The 19,061-nt window shown below is 27.5% G+C and carries 16 protein-coding genes; 8 read left to right on the top strand and 8 right to left on the bottom strand.

The features are described from left to right. Positions 1-30: 30 nt before the first annotated feature. Genes OY14_02640 through OY14_02625 form a run of 4 tightly spaced genes read right to left on the bottom strand, consistent with a single transcriptional unit; the run spans position 31 to position 5,157 of the window. Positions 31-2,832, bottom strand: a complete 2,802-nt coding sequence (locus tag OY14_02640) for a peptidase M16 (GenBank protein ID AJA90337.1) — start codon at positions 2,830-2,832, stop codon at positions 31-33. Beyond that, positions 2,813-3,589, bottom strand: a complete 777-nt coding sequence (locus OY14_02635; protein AJA90645.1) for a hypothetical protein — start codon at positions 3,587-3,589, stop codon at positions 2,813-2,815. Before OY14_02635 ends, OY14_02640 begins: the two co-directional genes overlap by 20 nt. Positions 3,590-3,607: 18 nt before the next feature. Further along, positions 3,608-4,375 carry an exodeoxyribonuclease III gene (locus OY14_02630; GenBank protein ID AJA90336.1) on the bottom strand — a complete coding sequence of 256 codons (768 nt, stop codon included), beginning with the start codon at positions 4,373-4,375 and terminating at the stop codon, positions 3,608-3,610. Positions 4,376-4,395: 20 nt separating this feature from the next. Continuing rightward, on the bottom strand, positions 4,396-5,157 hold the full coding sequence (locus OY14_02625) for a PhnP protein (GenBank protein ID AJA90335.1): 762 nt from the start codon (positions 5,155-5,157) through the stop codon (positions 4,396-4,398). 196 nt (positions 5,158-5,353) lie between these two features. On the opposite strand from OY14_02625, the gene OY14_02620 reads away from it, so the two are divergent. The 4 genes from OY14_02620 (at position 5,354) to OY14_02605 (ending at position 9,091) form a co-directional block, all read left to right on the top strand. Next, positions 5,354-6,649: a hypothetical protein gene (locus OY14_02620; GenBank protein ID AJA90334.1), complete on the top strand. Its 1,296-nt coding sequence runs from the start codon at positions 5,354-5,356 to the stop codon at positions 6,647-6,649. 2 nt (positions 6,650-6,651) lie between these two features. Next, positions 6,652-7,266, top strand: coding sequence for a glucosaminidase (locus OY14_02615; protein AJA90333.1), 615 nt, complete (start codon positions 6,652-6,654; stop codon positions 7,264-7,266). Next, on the top strand, positions 7,250-8,059 hold the full coding sequence (locus OY14_02610; protein ID AJA90332.1) for a hypothetical protein: 810 nt from the start codon (positions 7,250-7,252) through the stop codon (positions 8,057-8,059). Before OY14_02615 ends, OY14_02610 begins: the two co-directional genes overlap by 17 nt. Before the next feature lie 84 nt (positions 8,060-8,143). Further along, complete coding sequence (locus tag OY14_02605; protein AJA90331.1) at positions 8,144-9,091, top strand: aldo/keto reductase; 948 nt, start codon at positions 8,144-8,146, stop codon at positions 9,089-9,091. Between the two features lie 21 nt (positions 9,092-9,112). On the opposite strand, the gene OY14_02600 is transcribed toward OY14_02605, so the two are convergent. Both OY14_02600 and OY14_02595 read right to left on the bottom strand, forming a co-directional pair. Next, positions 9,113-9,901 carry a pantothenate kinase gene (locus OY14_02600; GenBank protein AJA90330.1) on the bottom strand — a complete coding sequence of 263 codons (789 nt, stop codon included), beginning with the start codon at positions 9,899-9,901 and terminating at the stop codon, positions 9,113-9,115. After that, a complete protein-coding gene (locus tag OY14_02595) occupies positions 9,894-11,708 on the bottom strand; it encodes a hypothetical protein (GenBank protein AJA90329.1) in 1,815 nt (604 codons plus the stop codon). Before OY14_02595 ends, OY14_02600 begins: the two co-directional genes overlap by 8 nt. A 104-nt stretch (positions 11,709-11,812) precedes the next feature. Here OY14_02595 and OY14_02590 point away from each other — a divergent pair, with 104 nt between their 5' ends. After that, a complete protein-coding gene (locus tag OY14_02590) occupies positions 11,813-12,235 on the top strand; it encodes a hypothetical protein (protein AJA90328.1) in 423 nt (140 codons plus the stop codon). Positions 12,236-12,261: 26 nt separating this feature from the next. Here the strand turns inward: OY14_02590 and OY14_02585 are convergent, their stop codons facing one another. Both OY14_02585 and OY14_02580 read right to left on the bottom strand, forming a co-directional pair. After that, positions 12,262-13,116, bottom strand: coding sequence for an inositol monophosphatase (locus OY14_02585; GenBank protein ID AJA90327.1), 855 nt, complete (start codon positions 13,114-13,116; stop codon positions 12,262-12,264). A 430-nt stretch (positions 13,117-13,546) separates the two neighbouring features. Then, positions 13,547-15,085, bottom strand: a complete 1,539-nt coding sequence (locus tag OY14_02580; protein ID AJA90644.1) for an NAD+ synthetase — start codon at positions 15,083-15,085, stop codon at positions 13,547-13,549. A gap of 386 nt (positions 15,086-15,471) precedes the next feature. Between OY14_02580 and OY14_02575 the strand changes: the two genes are divergently transcribed. From OY14_02575 to OY14_02565, 3 genes are read left to right on the top strand one after another with little or no spacing between them, the layout of a single operon-like run. After that, positions 15,472-16,035 (top strand): molecular chaperone GrpE, encoded by a 564-nt coding sequence (locus OY14_02575; GenBank protein ID AJA90326.1) that lies wholly within the window; start codon positions 15,472-15,474, stop codon positions 16,033-16,035. Between the two features lie 23 nt (positions 16,036-16,058). Next, complete coding sequence (gene dnaK, locus OY14_02570) at positions 16,059-17,966, top strand: molecular chaperone DnaK (protein ID AJA90325.1); 1,908 nt, start codon at positions 16,059-16,061, stop codon at positions 17,964-17,966. Then, positions 17,966-19,060, top strand: a complete 1,095-nt coding sequence (locus OY14_02565) for a molecular chaperone DnaJ (protein AJA90324.1) — start codon at positions 17,966-17,968, stop codon at positions 19,058-19,060. Before dnaK ends, OY14_02565 begins: the two co-directional genes overlap by 1 nt. Position 19,061: the final 1 nt, after the last annotated feature.

The raw sequence follows: 19,061 nt of genomic DNA, 5'->3' as shown, positions 1-19,061 counted from the left end.
TACCTGAACAGGTTAACACAAATATTTAAACTATTCGGGTATTAATACTATTTCTACTCTTTCATCAAGATTAATTTTTTTAAAAACTTCATTTATCAAGTCTTTGCTTAAATTTGCCTCTATAAACTTAACGCCAAAATTATTTTTAAATACTCCATACCAAGATATTGATGACAATATATTTGAAATCCAGTAACTATTCTTCTCTGAATTTATCTCCGTGTTTTTAATATAATTTTTCTTAACATAAGAAAAATCTTTATCATTAAAATCTATTTTTTGTCTTTCTATCATATAACTATTAATAGATTTTAAAACATTATCCAGCTCCTTAGGATCAGTAGTGAAAAAAATAGACAAAATACCATCAGAATCTACATTTTTCCTTAAATTAGAATCAAAAAAAGTTTGAATCGAATAAACACTAGACATTTTTTCTCTAATATTTTTTATAAGACCATCTGTTAAAAGATCTGCCAAAGCATTTAAGTTTAATGAGGTCTCTGCTAAATAATTAAATTTAAAAGGATAAATTACATAAGCAAAGCTAGTTGAATTTTTCCCTTTTCTTACAACTATCCTATTAAAATTTTTACTGTAAGAATAATCCAAATCTTTATACTCGCTTACTTTTTTAAAGTTAAGATTACCTAAATATTTCTTAGAATAAGCTTTTATTGTATGAATATCTGAGTCTCCAACAAAGACAAACTTAAAATTATTTGCATAAGTAAACCTTTTCTTATAAAAAGATAAAATATTTTCTTTTGTAAAATACTCTAAATCACTATCTTTTGTATCTACAAATCTAGGATCATTATTGTTTAAAAATTTCTTAATAGCTCTTTTAAAATGATAATTAGAACTATTTTCGTTACTCTTTATTAACGCTTTTATATTATTAATAGCATCTTGCAAAAAAACATCATCTATTTTAGGTTCCTTAAAAGTAAAATATATAAGCTGAAAAAGGGTTTCAAGGTTTTTTTTGCCTGAACTTCCAACAATATATGATTCTTGAGCTCCAACACCAACACTTAAAGAAACAGCTTTATCTGATAAATATCTTTCAATCTGCAATGCAGAATAATCACCATACCCCGAACCAGATACCACACCAGGTGCAAAAGATAAAACAGGAATAAGTCTTAAATCTTCATCCATTAACCCGCCCCAAGAAGTTGCACTAAAATCAATTAAATCTTTTTTTTGATCATTATATTTAAAATAAACTTCAACCCCATTTTCAAGAACAAATGATAAAATTCCATTCTCAAACTCATTTTCTCTAATAATATCTTTATTATCTAAAGACTTCTTAAAAAACTTAGCTTCAATTGAAGAATTCTCATAAGGCTTAAACTCTCTTTTTAAAGCTATCTTTTGAAGATTGTTAATATCTTCAAAAGCCAAAGTAGGATGCAATCTCCCAGAATAAGAATAAAAAACTGCACAATTTTTTAAATCAAACTCTCTTTCAACAAGATTATTTATTGTCTTTAAATCAATCTTTTCCAAATATTGCACAAAAAGATCGCAATACTCATTCATATCGACTTTATTAGTATCATTAACAGCAATTTCTATTAAATCTTGGAAAATAGCCCATGAATTTGTTTTACTTATATTTTTTTTTCTTAATTCTAAAGATTTAAAAAATTGAGATCTAACTTTTTCAAACTCACCATGAGTAAATCCAAATTTTCTTATTCTCTCAAGCTCATAAAAAAAATCTTCTATTCCTTCGTTTAAATAATCTGGATTAAAGTTTAAAGCAATTGATCTTGCAACAATAGTATTGTCATCTGATTTAAATGAAAAAAAATCTTTATTTGAAATATTCTTAAAATGCTTTATACCAGCAGTCTTTAACTCAGAAAATCTATTTTTAAAAAGAGCAGTCAATAAGGACCTTTTAAGACCATTTAAAACATTATCTTTAGTCTGAACAAAGTTAACAATTTCCTTTTTAAAGAACATTAAACCGGGCTCTCCTACTTCTAAATCTTCTAAAAGTAAAAACTTATCTTTAAACTCTATATCTAAACCTATTTTTAACTCTTTAACTTTATCAGTTGGATTTTTCCAAAAAACAAATTGTTTTTTTATTTTCTCTTCAATTTCTCTAGGATCAATATCCCCTACCACAATAACACTTGCAAGTTCTGGTCTATACCAATTTTTATAAAATTTTTTGAAATCTTCTGGCTGAAAAGACAAAATCTGCTCTTCAAGTCCAATAGGATTTCTAAACTCATAAATACTCCTACTTGACAAAAACTTATACATTTTTTCATAAATTCTTCTAGGATAAGTCTCGCCAAGCTTTTTTTCCTCAATAATAATATTTCGCTCCCGATCTATTTCTTCTTTCATAAAACTGATTTGAAAAGCCCAGTTTCTTAAAATATTTATAGATTCATCAATTTCATCTTTATTATTACCATCTGACAAATCAAGTCTATAATAAGTAAAATCAAAGCTAGTAGCAGCATTAATATCAGCACCAAATTGCATACCAAATTTTTTAAGAACATCAATAATAGAATTCCCGGGATAATCTTTTGTGCCATTAAATGCCATATGCTCAAGATAATGAGCTATTCCCCTCTCATTATCTTCTTCATTAAGAGAACCTACATTAAAAACAATTCCCATATTAACAGCACTCTTTGGAGTTTGATTTTTATAAATATAATACCTTAGCCCGTTACTAAGTTTTCCCTTTAACAAATTTTTATCTAATTTTAACTCATTAGAAACACAGGAAAACAAAAAAAATAAAAAAAACCTTGTAAATTTACAATAATTTTTAATTCTTTGATAATACATTTGCACTCTCTCTTCTTGAATTTATTTTTTCAGAATAAATTTTATTCAATGCTTTAAAAATAGATGAAAATCCAAAATCATTCCAATCTTTTAAACTCTTTAGCTTAGAAACTGGAAATAGTTCATAAAATAAAAATAACAATTCTTCCTTGCTTAATTTTGGAATATCACTTAAATAAACATTTTTATTAAAATCTTCAAGATAAACAAAAGGATTTGAGCGCTTATCTAGAAGAAATTTATTTAAATTAGGCATTAAAATGCTTTTATTATAAATTTCAATAGTTGTATATTCACCTGGCATATTATCATAAAAATCGTTATTTAAAAAAGAATCTAAAATAACAAACTTGCTATCCTTAAATCCCACATTTCTTCCATCCAAAGTCTTTAAAAGCCCATCCTTACCGTCAATATAGATCAAGGTATTTAAATCCTTTGTAACGTTGAATATAAGCCTTGCATTATTATAAACCTCAGATTGTCTTAAATGCTTAATATTACCATCTACTGCTAATTCTCTATCATTTTTTAATAATAAATTTACATTCTTTTCTTTTAACGCCTTATAAGCGAATTCAATATATTCTAAAACACAATCATTTGCTAAAGTAATTTGCTCTCTCTTGAGCAAATTAATAAGAAACATTAATTCTTTCTTTTCAAGACTACGATAAAAATCAAAATTATTCAAATCAATGCCAAAACTAAAAGTAACTCTAAATATCAAATAAAAAATTGCAATGTTTTTTTTCAACAACCTAGTTTCCTCCCTTTATTTAACTAAATCAGACAACTCTAAAAAAACAGGACAATGATCGCTGCCCATTACTTTGTCTAAAATTAAAGATTTTTCAACATTCCTCTTAAAAAGTTCATTAACAACAAAATAATCAATTCTCCAACCCATATTTCTTTCCCTAGCTTTTGTTCTATAGCTCCACCAAGTATAATAACCAGGTTCCTTATTAAATATTCTAAATGTGTCCACATATCCTTTATTCAAAAAACTATCTAGCCAAGTGGTTTCTTCAATGTAATACCCGGGAGAATCCCTATTAGAACTGGGATTAATAAGATCAATCTCAGTATGAGCAATATTAAAATCACCACAAATCACTACATTTTTACCACTGTTTACAAGAGAACCTATAAGATTCTCAACATAAGATAAAAAATCAAGCTTATAAGCAAGTCTTCTTCTTAAAGCTTGAGAATTGGGAAAATAGCCGTTAATCAATACAAAATTATCATAGTATGCTATAAGACCTCTACCTTCATTATCAAAAACCTCTTCCCCAAGTAAATTTACAGCAATAGGCTTAACCTTGGAGTAAATGCAAACACCGCTGTAACCCTTAATTTTTGACTTTGAAAAATAAGAATAATAATTTTCAAGAATTAGATCCTTTGGCAACTGCTCTCTTAAAGCTTTAATTTCTTGAATACATAAAATATCTGGAATATATTCTTTTACAAAATCAAGAAAACCTTTCTTTAAAACAGCTCTAATTCCATTTACATTCCATGAAATTATTTTCATAAATCCTCTCTAAATTTAAATCAAATATAAATCTTTAATCCGTCATAAGCTAGATAGATATTGTCTTTTCCTAAATAATCAAATTCCTCATGCATTATATCGTGTGCAATATGCGTAAAGTAAGAAATTTTAGGATTAATTTTTTTTACCTCACAAACAGCCTCTGAAAAATTAAGATGAGCGGGATGGGGCTTAATCCTCATAGAATCTATTATTAATAGATCTAAATTTTTTAAATATTCATAAGAAGCTTTTGGAATAAATTTAACATCAGTCAGATACGCTAGATTGCCTATCCTATAACCTAAACTAACTATCTCTCCATGAATCAAAGGAATTGGAACTATTTTTAGACCTTTAAAAAAAATGGGCTCAAAATCTCGGACCACATTAGGAATAATATCTGCTTTTCCACTTACAGAGGGTTTGGATGAAAAATTATGCGCAAAAGCGTTCATTATATGAACCATTGTAGTATCTCTAGCATAAATGTTTAAAGGAGCATCTCTTGTATAAAATTTAATATCATCAAAACCCATAATATGATCGTAATGCTCATGTGTGTAAAGAACTAAATCAAGCTTATCTATATTCTCTCTTAAAAGTTGTTGCCTAATATCAGGGCCTGTATCAATCAATAATTTGATACCCGAAGACAAACTAAGAAAAAAAGAACTTCTCAATCTTTTATTTTTGCTAAAACTTGAAGTACAGACTCTACAGCTACAATTCAACATAGGAACACCACTTGAAGCACCTGTTCCTAAAAAGGTTCCAACCATATGCTACTACCTTTCGTCTGTAAACATAATTTATTTTAACACAGTATTCCAAATTAAACAAAAACAGTCTCCATTAATCAAAAAAACGCTTAAATCTAAAATTCAATTTTAAAAACATTATTTAATAAGCAATTTTATAAACTATTTTGGAAAAAACGCTTTTATGCTTATAATTACTTAAGGAAAAATTATTTTTATGGATACGCAAATTTATGAACTCATTTTCTTAACTAGCTTTAGTATATTTTTAATAGTAAATTTATTTAATTTTAAAAAAGAATTTACTTATGAAGACTACTTCATAATATTACCAGGTACATTTTTTGTAATAATTTTATACTTTACAGAAATCAGGCCAATCATGTTATATATTGGCATTATATTCTTAATCTTTATGGTAATCACTTTCCTCAAAAACATACAAACAATAGTAAATAGAAGAAGACGAAGTAATAATAGCAAATCTACAAAACAGGCAAAAGGAATATTTCTTTCAATTTTGATAAAAACAACACTTGTAATTCCTGCTATTTTAACAGTTATTATTGCAACTATTTTTTCATACTTAGCACTTTTTGTTAATTATCCTGAAGATAAAAACAACAACTATCAAATCGGATTCACAAGAATTAAAGATTACAAAAACGATTTAAACTTATCGATTTGGTACCCCGTAAGCTCAACATTGGGTCTAAAAAAACAAAATCCATTTCTTTTGTATAAATTTAATCCTTTTTTCATAAACGAAATGAATTATTTACCTAAAAACAACAACATGTATAAACAAGCCTTTATTAGCAATAACCAAAAACTATTTGATTCTATTTTACTCATACTTCCCTATTATTCTCACGATTCAATGTTTAAATCCCTAATCAGTAGCCTTGTTAAGAAAGGAAAGATTGTTTATTTATATTCACCAAAATATAAATCTATGAAAAGATACGATTTTGTTAAAAATAGCCATAAAAGTATATTTAGCTATGTAATCAACAAAAGCATTAGCTATTTAATTGAACCTATCAATATCCTTAATGAAAAAGCTGATATCGCATCTACTGAAAATGATATTCAAAACATTATTGAGCTAGCAAAATCAAGCCAAAATTTAAAATTTTTAAATTCAAAAATGAATCTTAATAAACTAACGTTAATTACATTGGGAAATCAAGCAAATATTGCCAATTCTATCCTTGCAAGAAACGCAAATATAGCAAAATATATCAATATAGGAGGAAAACCGCAAACAATAAGAAATTTAAAAAATTTACAACTAATTCTCAAAGAAAATGAAAAGGAACTCCATATAAAAACCACTAATATAAACTCCATAAAGCTAATAAACATAAACAATATTGCAGAAATTTCTGATTTTATTTTTAGCAGGAACTATTTAAAAAGTTTTAATTTTTTAAAAAATAAAAACTCGATGTTATCAAAATTTAATTCTATAGTTACCGAAATTAATAAATTTATTGAAGAGGAAAAATAATAATGATAAAAAAATTCTTGCTATTTGCAATGGTCAACATCTTTCTAGCAAATAAAGCTCATAGTAATGAAGAGATAATAGAAATAAGTACTGAAATACAAAAAGAAAAATATATTCCCTTTTTAATAAGCAAAGGAAAAACTCAATTGGAAGACCTTGTAAAATATACTCTAGAAATAAATCCAGAACTTGACAAAAACTACGTAAGTACCATTGCTAAAACCTATATAGACGAATCTTTGATTGAAGGGATTAATTATGACATTGCCTATGCCCAAATGTTACTAGAAACAGGAGCACTAAAATTTAATGGCATAGTCTCAAAAGAACAACACAATTTTTCAGGAATAGGCGCTACCAATAATCTTACAAAAGGAAATTCTTTTTCCAATATCACAGAAGGAATTAAAGCTCATATCCAACATTTAAAAGCTTATGCATCAAAAAAAAATATCAACTCAAATATGGTTGATCCTAGATTTTACCTTGTTAAAAGAGGGTCTGCTCCAACAATATATGATTTAACTGGAAAATGGGCAAAAGATAAGTTATACGACAAAAAGCTTAAAAAAATATTATTAGAACTATTAGAATATAATAATGCAAATAAAAGCTAAAAGCTCACTATATGAGTTTCTAGAAAAGATATATTCAAAATACAATAAAAAAAAATTTATACACCCCGATCCTTTAGAATTTTTATATAGGTATAAAAATAAAGAAGACATTGAACTTGTGGGCTTGATTAGTTCTTCATTATCACTTGGAAGGGTAGAAAAAATTTTAGAAGCAATAGAGAGGATACTTAAACCACTTGGCAAGTCTCCGTCCGAGAAGCTTCAGCTACTAAACGAAAAAGACTTAAAAGAAATATATAAAGGGTTTGTTTATAGATTTTTTAAAGAAGAAGACATTGTAAGACTACTTTACACTCTAAAAATAATAAAAGAACAACATCATACACTTGAAAATCTTCTTTACAGTATTTATTCTAAAAACCAAAATTTTATACTCAGTATAGATGAATTAATAAGGCATATGGAAAAAATAAATGGAAAAGAATTTGGAATGCTACTCCCAAAACCTTCAAAGGGAAGTTCTTGCAAAAGACTTTTTTTATTCTTAAGATGGATGATTCGCAGAGATGACGTTGATTTAGGCATTTGGAATACATTTAATCCTAATAAGCTTATAGTACCAATGGATACTCATATGACAAATATTGCCTCAAAACTATTTAAAATTAAAGAAATAAAAAACGTAAATCTCAAAAAAGCGATAAAAATTACAAGCTATTTTTCAAAAGAAAACAAAGAAGATCCTGTAAAATACGACTTTTCTTTAACTAGATTTGGAATAAATAGAAATTTTAATAAAACCAAATTACTAAAAAATATTAACAAATTATAAAATTTTATTTACAAAGACTTTAAAATAAGAAATACTTAATTATTAAGACAAAAATATCAAATGACCACAAAAAAAGGAAAATCTATGAACAACCTCAAAGAAAAAATAAATAATTACAGCAAGCTAATATTAGGGTCTTGGCAATTTGGAGGAGGATATTTTAAACAGGTTGAAAAAGAAACCGCTAAAAAAATTTTAAAAAAAGCATATGATAACGGAATTAGAAATATTGATACTGCTAGAGCTTACGGAAATGGGATTTCAGAAAAAATAATTGGTGAGATAATATCAAAGGATCCAAAAATAAGAGAAAATATTTTACTTGCAAGTAAATGCTACCCAATGGAAATTTCAGACTATAAAAAGAACTTCAATGAAAGTCTTGAAAATTTAAAAACCGATTATATAGACATTTACTATATACACTGGCCTAAAAACGATTTCGATTTAAGACCAATCGCATCATTTCTTGAAGAAATGAGAATGAAAGAAAAAATAAAATATGTGGGTGTAAGTAATTTTGAAATCCCACACATGCAAAGCATAAAAAAAGTTTGCAAAATTGACATAAACCAAATAGGATATAATCCCCTATTTAGAAATAAAGAAAAAGATGTAATTCCTTACTGCGAAAAAAATAATATTGTCACCATATCATATTCAACAATTGCTCAAGGGCTTTTATCTAAAGTTAATATACAAAATAAAAACAAATTTAATGATACTAGAATAGAAAAATTGATACTTTTTAAAAAAGAAATTTGGCCTTATACTTTAGAAACTATAAATAAACTTGAAAAAATAGCAAAAAAAAATAATTTAACAATTTTAGAATTAACATATTCATGGCTTAAAAAAACAAAATTAACCGGATTTATAGTGGGTTTTAGCAAAGAAAATTATATAGAATCAAACTTGAATTCATTTAAAGCAGAAATTAACGAGGAAGCATACAAAGAAATTACAATAATTTTAGATAATTTTAATCAACACACAAAAAATTTCCCGAATTTATTTAACAAAAAAATTTAAAACTTTATAAAAATAAATATTTCAATTAACAACCTTAGAGCTAATAGAATTTCCCAAAATTCTAATACCCTCTACGGTTAAATAAATATTAAAAATAAACTCAACCTCAATTAATGGCAAAATCAGGTTTGCATTACCTCCAGTAATTATTAAATTAAATTCTTTTGCATATATCTTACTAATATCGCGACAAACACCCTCTATCAAATATTTGTATTGATAAAACAAACCACTGTTTACACTACCAGATGTAGTTTTCTCTAAAAGATTACTTGGAGTGCTAATAGAAAATTCCCTTAAAAGATAAGCATTATCTAATAAAGAATTAAAATTTATCAACGGACCAGAATTAATAAGGCCTCCAAGTATTCCATCCTGCCTGCTAACAGCAAAAATAGTACAAGCTGTCCCAAGATCCACTACCAAAACATTTTCAAATGAATAATTTTCAATAGAAGAAACAAGATTAGCAAAAACATCTGAGCCTAATAAAAATTTATCACTTTTGTAAGGATTAAATGTTAAATCATAATTTAAATCAAAGCTAATAAACAAAGGCTTTATCTTAAAAAAAGAAAAAATTACATTTTCAAATACATTGTTAAGAACAGGAACAACACTGCTTATAAAAACTTTATTTATGTTAAAATCAAAATTTTCTTCAAAAAAACCATAAATATCATTATACCTTAACATAAGGTTTGTTTTCATTTTAATAAATAAATTAATTTTATTATCTTTAAATAAGGCAAAAGCAATACTAGTATTACCAATATCAATTACCAATTCTGCTAATAAATGCTTATTCATAAATATTTATTTTTCTTGAAATTTTGTCAAATCTTAATAAAAGATTTAAAGCCTTATTTTTCTTTGGCGTTGCTTTAATAACCAATACTTTATTCAAAGGATAATACCTCCAACCATCAGAATATATGTAAAACTTATAATCTGTAAACCAATCGATTTCTCTAAATCTAACTAAAGTTGGATTTAAAATATTTCCAAAAAATAAATAGCTTGAATAATTAACCTCTTGATCAAAGTTAATTAGAACTTTGGTATCAGTAATTTCACGATTTAAAATCCTAGAAGCAACATATATCCACCTGGTAGATCCATGGCTAGAAATAAAAATAAATCGAGGCATGTATTCATTATCAATAATATCAAAATAATAGCTCTCATAAGGAATTCCCTTGACATAATCACTCACTAAAGAATAATAAATAACATTAAATGAAAGCCTTAATATTAAATCATCTTTCAAATAAAATGCTATTCTTTTAAGAATTCCAGAAATCTTTAGTGCATATTCAACAACATCGGATGAATTACTACTATTATTTAAAATATACACCTTTCCTTTATCTGTAACACCAAATAAAGTGAATACAAATCTATAAAGTTCCTTTTTGAAATTTAAATAAACAAAATCCTCATTACTAATCTTAAGAAATGTAAGATAATTAGAGAGAATGTTATAAGTTTGGCTAAAATCAAGATTAGAGCTTAACATTTTTTTTGAATCTTTTAGAAGGTTTAAAGCACTATCCAACTTAGAAGCGTTTTCTGATAAAAAAATTTTTTCCAAAAGACGAGGATCTTCTTTAAAATAAACTAAAAGTCTATCTTGCTCAAGAGAGTCAATAAAAGTTTTATTTCTTGATAAATAAGAAAAAAATTTATCTATTTGATCTGAATTAGCATAATAATTTAGACTTAAATGAGTAAGTTTATGCTCATTTTTAACCAACAGAGAATCTAATTTTAAAAATATTGATTCATGATCCCCTCTAATTAAAGACTCTGCTAAAAGACAAACCATTAAATTCTCATCAAAGCTATAAACACCGTATTTAAGCCAACCTCCCTTTGAAACATTAAAATTAACAGGATTGTTCCAAGAATCATAGGCATTTTGTCTAAAACCATTTAAAGTAGCATTAAAAATTTTATTATCTACCTCTTCAATCCTTGAATACATAATAGAATAGTCTAATATATTAGTTTGACTGCTCTCTGTAATAGAATTTGAAATATTTTTCTTTGGTGAATCGATAATATATTTAATAGCATTTCCAATTTTAAATGTTCCTTGAGGAGAAATTAAGATATCTTTTTCTCTCATCTTTACATTTTCTCCTAAAAAAACTTTATATTCCAAATCCCTTTGTCTTATTGAAATAGTCTTGTCTAATAAAACTTCATAATGATCTTCAAGCTCATAGCTTAACAAAAAGCCCTTAGAAAGATTTGATTCAATACTAAAATTATTTTCAGAATCAAATAAAAACCCTAGAAAAATATTATTCTGAAAATAAACATAAATACCCGTGTCTTGAACTTTATAAGAGATGGGAAAAAGATTAAGCTCTGTTTCTAAAACAACAAGTGGGTTAAGCTTAGACAAAAATATCTTAAGTCCCCTAACATTAACAACAACATCATTTAAAATATACTCACTATTTTCAACCTTATTATTTACTTCTAATTTCAAATCTTTTAAAAAAAAAACATTTAAGTTTAAATTCCTAAATTGCAAAAAAATAACAATAAATAATATTAAAGCACCAAGCAATAAATTAAAAGCTCCTACCCTTAAAAACCCCTTCATATGATGATTTTAATAATAAAAAATCAAAATATCAATATTGATTGCATAAAAACAAAAAAAATAATAAAATGTATAAGTTGGCTAGTTAAATAGGAGCAAAATAGATGAAAATTCCTAAAAATTACATTCCAGGAACAAATCCTTACAAATCTTTGCCTAAAAAACCTATTATTGAAAATAATAAAAAAATTTCTAAAAAACAAGAGCAAATTAATTCAGAAATTATGAAATCGCAAGAGCGTATTTTAAAGTTATATATGAGACGACTGCAAAAAAAAGATCAAATAATTCTTCAAAATTTCATTTTAGAAGGACATAAGGTTGGTTCTAAGATTTTCAACAACTTACCAAAAACATTAAAAGAAATAATAGCTTTAATGAACATAGAGTCGTTAAAAGTGTTAAAAAAATATACAAAAAATCCAATTAAAATGCTTTACATAAAATTTTCAAGCTGGACCTTAAACAAGCTAATTAAAACACTTGACATTGAATTTAATAACAATAAAATTGCAAAACAAAAATAACAAGTTTCAAATTCTTTTCAAATATATTATTTATTAAATTTTTTATTTGCTAACTTTCTCACAATGTCGATTGTTGATTTATTATCAGAATAAATAAAAAAGTCTTTCAAAGACCATCTTTTATAATTATTAGAATCTAAAATGTACATTGAATCTAAGATATCCAATGTAATTTTACTACCACAATAAAATTCACCGACCATCCCCAACTTATCCCCAATAGCTAAACACGCAGCAATATCCCAAAGTCCTACAAACGAAAAATAGGCCTTATAAGAGCCTGTAAAAAGTTTAGCAAAAGAATAAACACAAGAACCATTAATGTGAATATGAGAAGAAATATTAAGATCGAACGACTTTATAACAGATTTTGAAACTGCAAGCAAACTGTGGGCATTATAACATTCAGAATTAGCAAAGATAAACCTATGAAAATCTTTTTTTAAGGGATAGCTACCAATGTTTTTTTTAGCATAAAATACACTATCTTTAGAAGTAATAAAAAACTCACCACTTAACGGAAGAGAGATAGCTCCCTCAATGATCTTGCCACCACTAGCATACGCTAGTGATATTCCATATGAAGGAAGGCCCGCTACAAAAGGAGAAGTTCCGTCAATTGGATCAATAATAAAAGTATTCTTTGACATCAACGCATCTTTGATATACTCTTCTCCATGAGTAGATATTGTCTCTTCTCCAATAATAAAATTACCGGGCCTTTTGATTTCTTTGGATAAAAATTGCTCAATCTGCTTATCAATATGAGTTACAATAGACCCATCAGATTTAAAATCTAAACTTAATTTATCACAACCACTTAATGCAAGCCTAGTTGACTCGTTTAATAAAAATATAATTTTTTCAAAATCCCAATCCATTTTTATCTCTATTCTTTTATTATTAATAAATTAATAAATTCTAAAATTGAAAAATCCCCTCTAAAACAAAATAATCTAAGTTATAAGGACTTTTACTAAAAAAGTAATGTAAAAATCATCAATATCCATAATTACATTTTTTTATTTTCAATCTCACAGACTCAGCTACTAAATAGAAAAAAATGATAAAATTTATCAAGCATAAGATCTTTTCTCTAATATAAATGCATTTCATAAATTCCAAAAACACTACCCTTTGATTCAAATTTTAAGATCTAATTAGAATTAAGAAATAGCTTAAGAAAAAGCTTCTGAGACGAATTTCCTTTCTCCAGTTCTTGAATTCAAAGTCCATATCATTTTCAATACAAATAATAGATATATCTTTTTAAAGACCGCCTTTTAGAAAAACTAAACCCTACCCATAATTTCAAACCATACTATTTAAAATAGGAATTGAAAGTTCAAACCCAAAGGTTTTTTTAGAAATTTTAACTATGGAAGCTCCCTGTCTTCTTTTATATTCACTTCTAAAATAAAGATTTAAAACTTTATCGACCATATTTTTCCCAAAATACAAATAAATTGAATCTACAGGTTCACTATCAAGCAAATATCTCTTTAAGATAGCATCAAGAACTTCATATTTTGGAAGATGATCACTATCTTTTTGATTAAACCTTAACTCAGCCGAAGGCTCTTTTAAAATAATATTAACAGGAATAATGTATTGGTTAAACTTTTCATTAATATACTTAGCAATATCATAAACTTCTGTCTTTAAAAGATCTCCAATCAATGAAATTCCTCCACAAGTATCCCCATAAAGGGTGCAATAACCAACTGCAATCTCGCTTTTATTACCGGTATTTAAAAGTAAAGAGTTTTGAGAATTACTATAAGACATTAATAAAACTCCTCTTAACCTTGCTTGTAAATTCTCCTCGGTAACTCCTTTAACATCAAAATGCCCTTCAAAAAATCTACTGCTTATTTCAAACAAGTCTGTTATTGGCATTTCAATCAATTTAAAACCTAATTTTCTAGAAAGCTCTTTAGCATCTGAAATAGAATCTACTGATGAAAATTTACTAGGCATAGAAATTCCAACAACATTCTCAGCCCCCAAAGCAAAACATGCAAGACAAGCAACAAGAGCAGAATCAATGCCTCCAGATAACCCCAAATGAACTTTGGAAAATCCCGAAAAACAAAGATATTCTCTTAAAACAAAAGAAATTGCTAAAATAATTTTTTCAAAAACTTGACTACATGTATCAAATTTCAAATCTTGAAATGTATCATTAGATATAAAATCAAATTCAAATCCTTTAGCTTGTTTTATCTTTCCAAAACTATTAATAAAAAAACTAAACCCATCATAAACTGCAGAATCTTCAGCTCCATAAAAATTCGAATAAACAACATCTAGATTATTTTCAACAGCAACTCTTTCAAAGAATTTCAATCTAAGATTATTCTTTTCCTTGGTAAAATAAGATTTGGATGGTATTATTAAGTACTGGGTATTTTTTAAATCTTCATCAAATTTAAAACTTGATTCCTCAAACAATAAAGAATCCTCAAAATTTAATATAGCAAATACATTGTTCTTATAACTAAAAAACTTGGGTGAATTAAATTCTGATACAGTTATAACAACTTTATGATTATTAACAACAGAAACAATATCTACAAATTTGCCGTGCTTATAAGCGCTATAACCAAAAACAACCAAAACGCTGTCATCAACTTGTTCTTTTATAAATTCAATAAACTTACATATATTTTGAGAATATTTAGAACGTTCAAACATCTCACGATACTTAGTCTTACTTAAAAACATAGAAGGAAAAACTAAAACATCTGATTCTCTTAGCAAAGCCTCATCATAATTCATTTTAAAATCAGCAATACATTTATCAAAATCAAAAACTCTATGTTTTGTTTGAGCAATGCCTATTTTCATAGGTAAATAATACGCAATAACAAATAAAATTACAACAAAAAATTTTAAAGTCCTACAAAACCAATGATCATGCATATTTTAAATAAAGTCTTAAAATTATAAATATCCATAAACACATTAAAAGAAAACAAAAATCAAAAATCAAAAATGAGAGCAAAAATATTCTGATAAATAAAAAAAATGATTTTTTTTATTTTGACAAAAAAATACACATAACCATTCTGAAAAACAACAATATGTATCAATACAACACTATTATTGAAAATTTAAGAAGAATATATACCTTACAAATGATCAAAATGAATCAATTTTAATAAATTTTAAAAAGAAAAAAAATTTGTAAAATATTTTCTTTAAAGATAAAATGCTTTATCAAAGGAGGAAAAATGGAAAAAAAAGAATCTAAAAACGAAACTGAAAAAACCAGCAAACAAGACAACAAAAATGCTAAAACTCAAGAAAAAGAAAACTCAAATTTGGTAAATTCTGATAAAAAAATTACCGAGCTTGAAACCGAACTCTCCAATCTTAAAGATTTGTATTTAAGGAAACAAGCAGAATTTGAAAACTTCAGAAAAAGATTGGAAAAAGAAAAAGACAATTTTGTTAAATTTGCAAATGAAACCATAATGAAAGATGTCGTTAATTTTCTTGATAACTTAGAAAGAGCTATTCACTCTTCAAGCAAATCTAAAGATTTTGACACCCTATTAACAGGAATCAGTATGATTGAAAACGAAATACTATCAATCTTTGATAAAAAATATAATTTAAAAAAATTTGGAGAAAATGGGGAAAACTTTGATCCAAGTCGCCATGAAGCAATAAGCATTGAAGAGAAAGAAGGACTTAAAAATCCAGAAATAGTAGAAGTATACCAAAAAGGTTATTGCTACAACGACAGAATATTAAGAACAGCAAAAGTTAAAGTTGCTCAAAGTAAAAATTAATTAGAAAATAGGAGGTTTATGATATGGGTAAAATAATAGGTATTGACCTAGGAACAACAAATTCATGTGTGGCAATAATGGAGCATGGGAAACCAGTTGTAATACAAAATTCAGAGGGAGGACGAACTACTCCATCTATTGTTGCCTACACAAATAAGGGCGAAAGACTTGTGGGGCAAGTTGCAAAAAACCAAATGGTTACAAACCCTGAAAATACAATTTATTCTATTAAAAGATTTATGGGAAGAAGATTTGAAGAGGTTGCAGGTGAAATAAAAATGGTTCCTTATAAAATAGAAAAGGGCCTAAATGGCGACGCACGAGTAAACATTTCCAATATAAAAAAACAAATGTCACCACCTGAAATCTCAGCAGCAACTCTTACAAAAATGAAAGAAACAGCAGAAGCCTACTTAGGTGAAAAAGTTACAGAAGCTGTCATTACAGTTCCTGCTTACTTTAACGACGCTCAAAGACAAGCTACAAAAGATGCTGGTAAAATAGCGGGCCTTGAAGTAAAAAGAATTGTTAACGAACCAACTGCTGCTGCTCTTGCTTATGGAATTGAAAAAAAACACGAAGAAATTATTGCTGTTTACGACCTTGGTGGAGGAACATTTGATATTTCAATACTAGAACTTGGAGATGGGGTTTTTGAAGTAAAGTCAACCAATGGAGATACACATCTTGGAGGGGATAATTTTGACGATGAGATCATAAAGCATTTAATTTCAGAATTTAAAAAAGAAAGTGCTATTGATTTGTCAAACGACAAAATGGCTCTTCAAAGACTCAAAGAAGCTGCTGAAAAAGCTAAAATAGAGCTTTCAGGAGCTCAAGAAGCTACAATAAATCTTCCATTTATTACAGCAGATGCAAACGGACCAAAACACTTGCAATATACTCTAACAAGAGCAAAATTTGAACAAATGGTAGACAATTTGGTCCAAAAAACAAAAGAGCCATGCCTTAAAGCTATCAAAGATGCTGGACTTAAAGCTTCTGATATAAATGAAGTAATACTTGTGGGTGGGTCAACAAGAATTCCTGCTATTCAAAAAATTGTAAAAGATATATTTGGACAAGAACCAAATAAAGGAGTAAATCCAGATGAAGCCGTTGCAATTGGAGCTGCTATTCAAGGTGGCATTTTAACTGGAGAAACTAAAGACATGGTGCTCCTCGATGTTACTCCTCTATCATTAGGAATAGAAACACTAGGCGGTGTAATGACCAAACTTATCGAACGAAACACCACAATTCCTACAAAAAAAAGTCAAGTATTCTCAACAGCCGCTGACAATCAAACCTCTGTTGATATTAAAGTCCTTCAAGGTGAACGTGAAATGGCATCACAAAACAGAATACTTGGCAATTTCATACTTGACGGAATACCAGCAGCACCAAGAGGAGTACCTCAAATTGAAGTTAGCTTTGACATTGATGCTAATGGAATAGTTCACGTATCCGCAAAAGATATGGGAACAGGAAAAGAACAAAAAATTAGAATTGAATCATCATCAGGACTCTCTGAATCAGAAATAGATCGCATGGTAAAAGATGCAGAAGCTCATGCAGAAGAAGATAAAAAATTAAAAGAAAACATTGAAACAAAAAATACAGCTAATTCTTTAATTTATCAAACAGAAAAATCATTAAAAGAATATTCTGAAAAAATTTCAAGCGAAGACAAAGAAGCTATTGAAAATAAAATAAAAGAATTAAAAGAAAGTCTTGAAAAAGAAGACATTGCACTTATAAAATCTAAAACAGAAGAACTTCAAAAAGCTTCTTACAAGATAGCTGAAATGATGTATAAAGATTCTTCTCAGCAAAATGCAAGCAGCCAACATGAAAATAGTACCCAAAGCAATACAAGCGAAGAGGGCAAAGAAGCTGATTACGAAGTTGTTGACGAGGATAAAAAATAGTGAAAAAAGATTATTATGAAATTTTGGGGCTCTCAAAAGGAGCCTCAAAAGATGAAATAAAAAAGGCGTATAGAAAAATAGCAATTAAATATCACCCTGACAGAAATCAAGGGAATGAAGAAGCTGCTTCCATCTTTAAAGAAGCTACTCAAGCTTATGAAATTTTAATAGACGACAATAAAAAAGCCAAATACGACAGATTTGGACATTCCGCTTTTGAAGGGGGTGGATTTGAAGGATTTTCAGGAGGATTTAGTGGATTTTCAGACATCTTCGAAGATTTTGGCGATATTTTCGATTCATTTTTTACTGGGAATAAGGGACAAGAAAAAAGCAGAAAACATGCAAAAGGTGAAGATGTCGGATACAACATAGAAATATCCCTTGAAAATGCATACTTTGGTTACAAAAATAATATAAACATAACAAGACAAATACTTTGCCATTCTTGTCTTGGAAAAAAATCCGAAAAAGGGACAAGTCCTTCGATATGTAACATGTGCAATGGAAGCGGAAGAGTAGTCCAAGGCGGGGGATTTTTTAGAGTTACAACAACATGTTCTAAATGCCGTGGTGAGGGTAAAATAATATCAAACCCTTGTAAATCTTGCAAAGGAAAAGGAAGCCTTACAAAACAAGAAACTATTGAATTAAACATCCCCTCAGGTATTGATAATAGCCAACAAATAAAAATGAAAGGCAAAGGAAATGTAAATCCAGACAACCAAGAATATGGTGACCTTTATGTAAAAATATTAATAAGATCTCATAAAATATTTAAAAGAAATGGCAAAGATCTGTATGCAGTGCTCCCAATAAGCTTTACTCAAGCGGCTCTTGGAAAAGAAGTAAAAATAAAAACGATCGCTTCAAAAGAGATTAAAATACAAATTCCAAAAGGAATAGAAAATGAAGAACAAATTTTAATTAAAAATGCAGGAATGCCGATTCTTCAAACCGAAAAGTTTGGAAATTTAATATTAATCACTAAAATAAAAACACCTAAAAATTTAAATTCTAATGCTATCAAACTTTTTGAAAACTTAAGCAAAGAATTAAGAGATCCTGATGAAATAGATTTATTCAAGGTATAAT

It is taken from the genome of Borreliella chilensis, from assembly GCA_000808095.1.
Taxonomy (GTDB): Bacteria; Spirochaetota; Spirochaetia; order Borreliales; family Borreliaceae; genus Borreliella; species Borreliella chilensis.
The sequence above is the reverse complement of the archived record's forward strand: the minus strand, read 5'-3'. Positions and strand labels throughout refer to the sequence as shown.

Bases quoted from the DNA above. Each gene is read 5' to 3' on its own strand.
- OY14_02640 (AJA90337.1), bottom strand. From the start codon at position 2,832: ATGTATTATCAAAGAATTAAAAATTATTGTAAATTTACAAGGTTTTTT.
- OY14_02630 (AJA90336.1), bottom strand. From the start codon at position 4,375: ATGAAAATAATTTCATGGAATGTAAATGGAATTAGAGCTGTTTTAAAG.
- OY14_02625 (AJA90335.1), bottom strand. From the start codon at position 5,157: ATGGTTGGAACCTTTTTAGGAACAGGTGCTTCAAGTGGTGTTCCTATG.
- OY14_02620 (AJA90334.1), top strand. From the start codon at position 5,354: ATGGATACGCAAATTTATGAACTCATTTTCTTAACTAGCTTTAGTATA.
- OY14_02615 (AJA90333.1), top strand. From the start codon at position 6,652: ATGATAAAAAAATTCTTGCTATTTGCAATGGTCAACATCTTTCTAGCA.
- OY14_02610 (AJA90332.1), top strand. From the start codon at position 7,250: ATGCAAATAAAAGCTAAAAGCTCACTATATGAGTTTCTAGAAAAGATA.
- OY14_02605 (AJA90331.1), top strand. From the start codon at position 8,144: ATGAACAACCTCAAAGAAAAAATAAATAATTACAGCAAGCTAATATTA.
- OY14_02600 (AJA90330.1), bottom strand. From the start codon at position 9,901: ATGAATAAGCATTTATTAGCAGAATTGGTAATTGATATTGGTAATACT.
- OY14_02595 (AJA90329.1), bottom strand. From the start codon at position 11,708: ATGAAGGGGTTTTTAAGGGTAGGAGCTTTTAATTTATTGCTTGGTGCT.
- OY14_02590 (AJA90328.1), top strand. From the start codon at position 11,813: ATGAAAATTCCTAAAAATTACATTCCAGGAACAAATCCTTACAAATCT.
- OY14_02585 (AJA90327.1), bottom strand. From the start codon at position 13,116: ATGGATTGGGATTTTGAAAAAATTATATTTTTATTAAACGAGTCAACT.
- OY14_02580 (AJA90644.1), bottom strand. From the start codon at position 15,085: ATGAAAATAGGCATTGCTCAAACAAAACATAGAGTTTTTGATTTTGAT.
- OY14_02575 (AJA90326.1), top strand. From the start codon at position 15,472: ATGGAAAAAAAAGAATCTAAAAACGAAACTGAAAAAACCAGCAAACAA.
- dnaK (AJA90325.1), top strand. From the start codon at position 16,059: ATGGGTAAAATAATAGGTATTGACCTAGGAACAACAAATTCATGTGTG.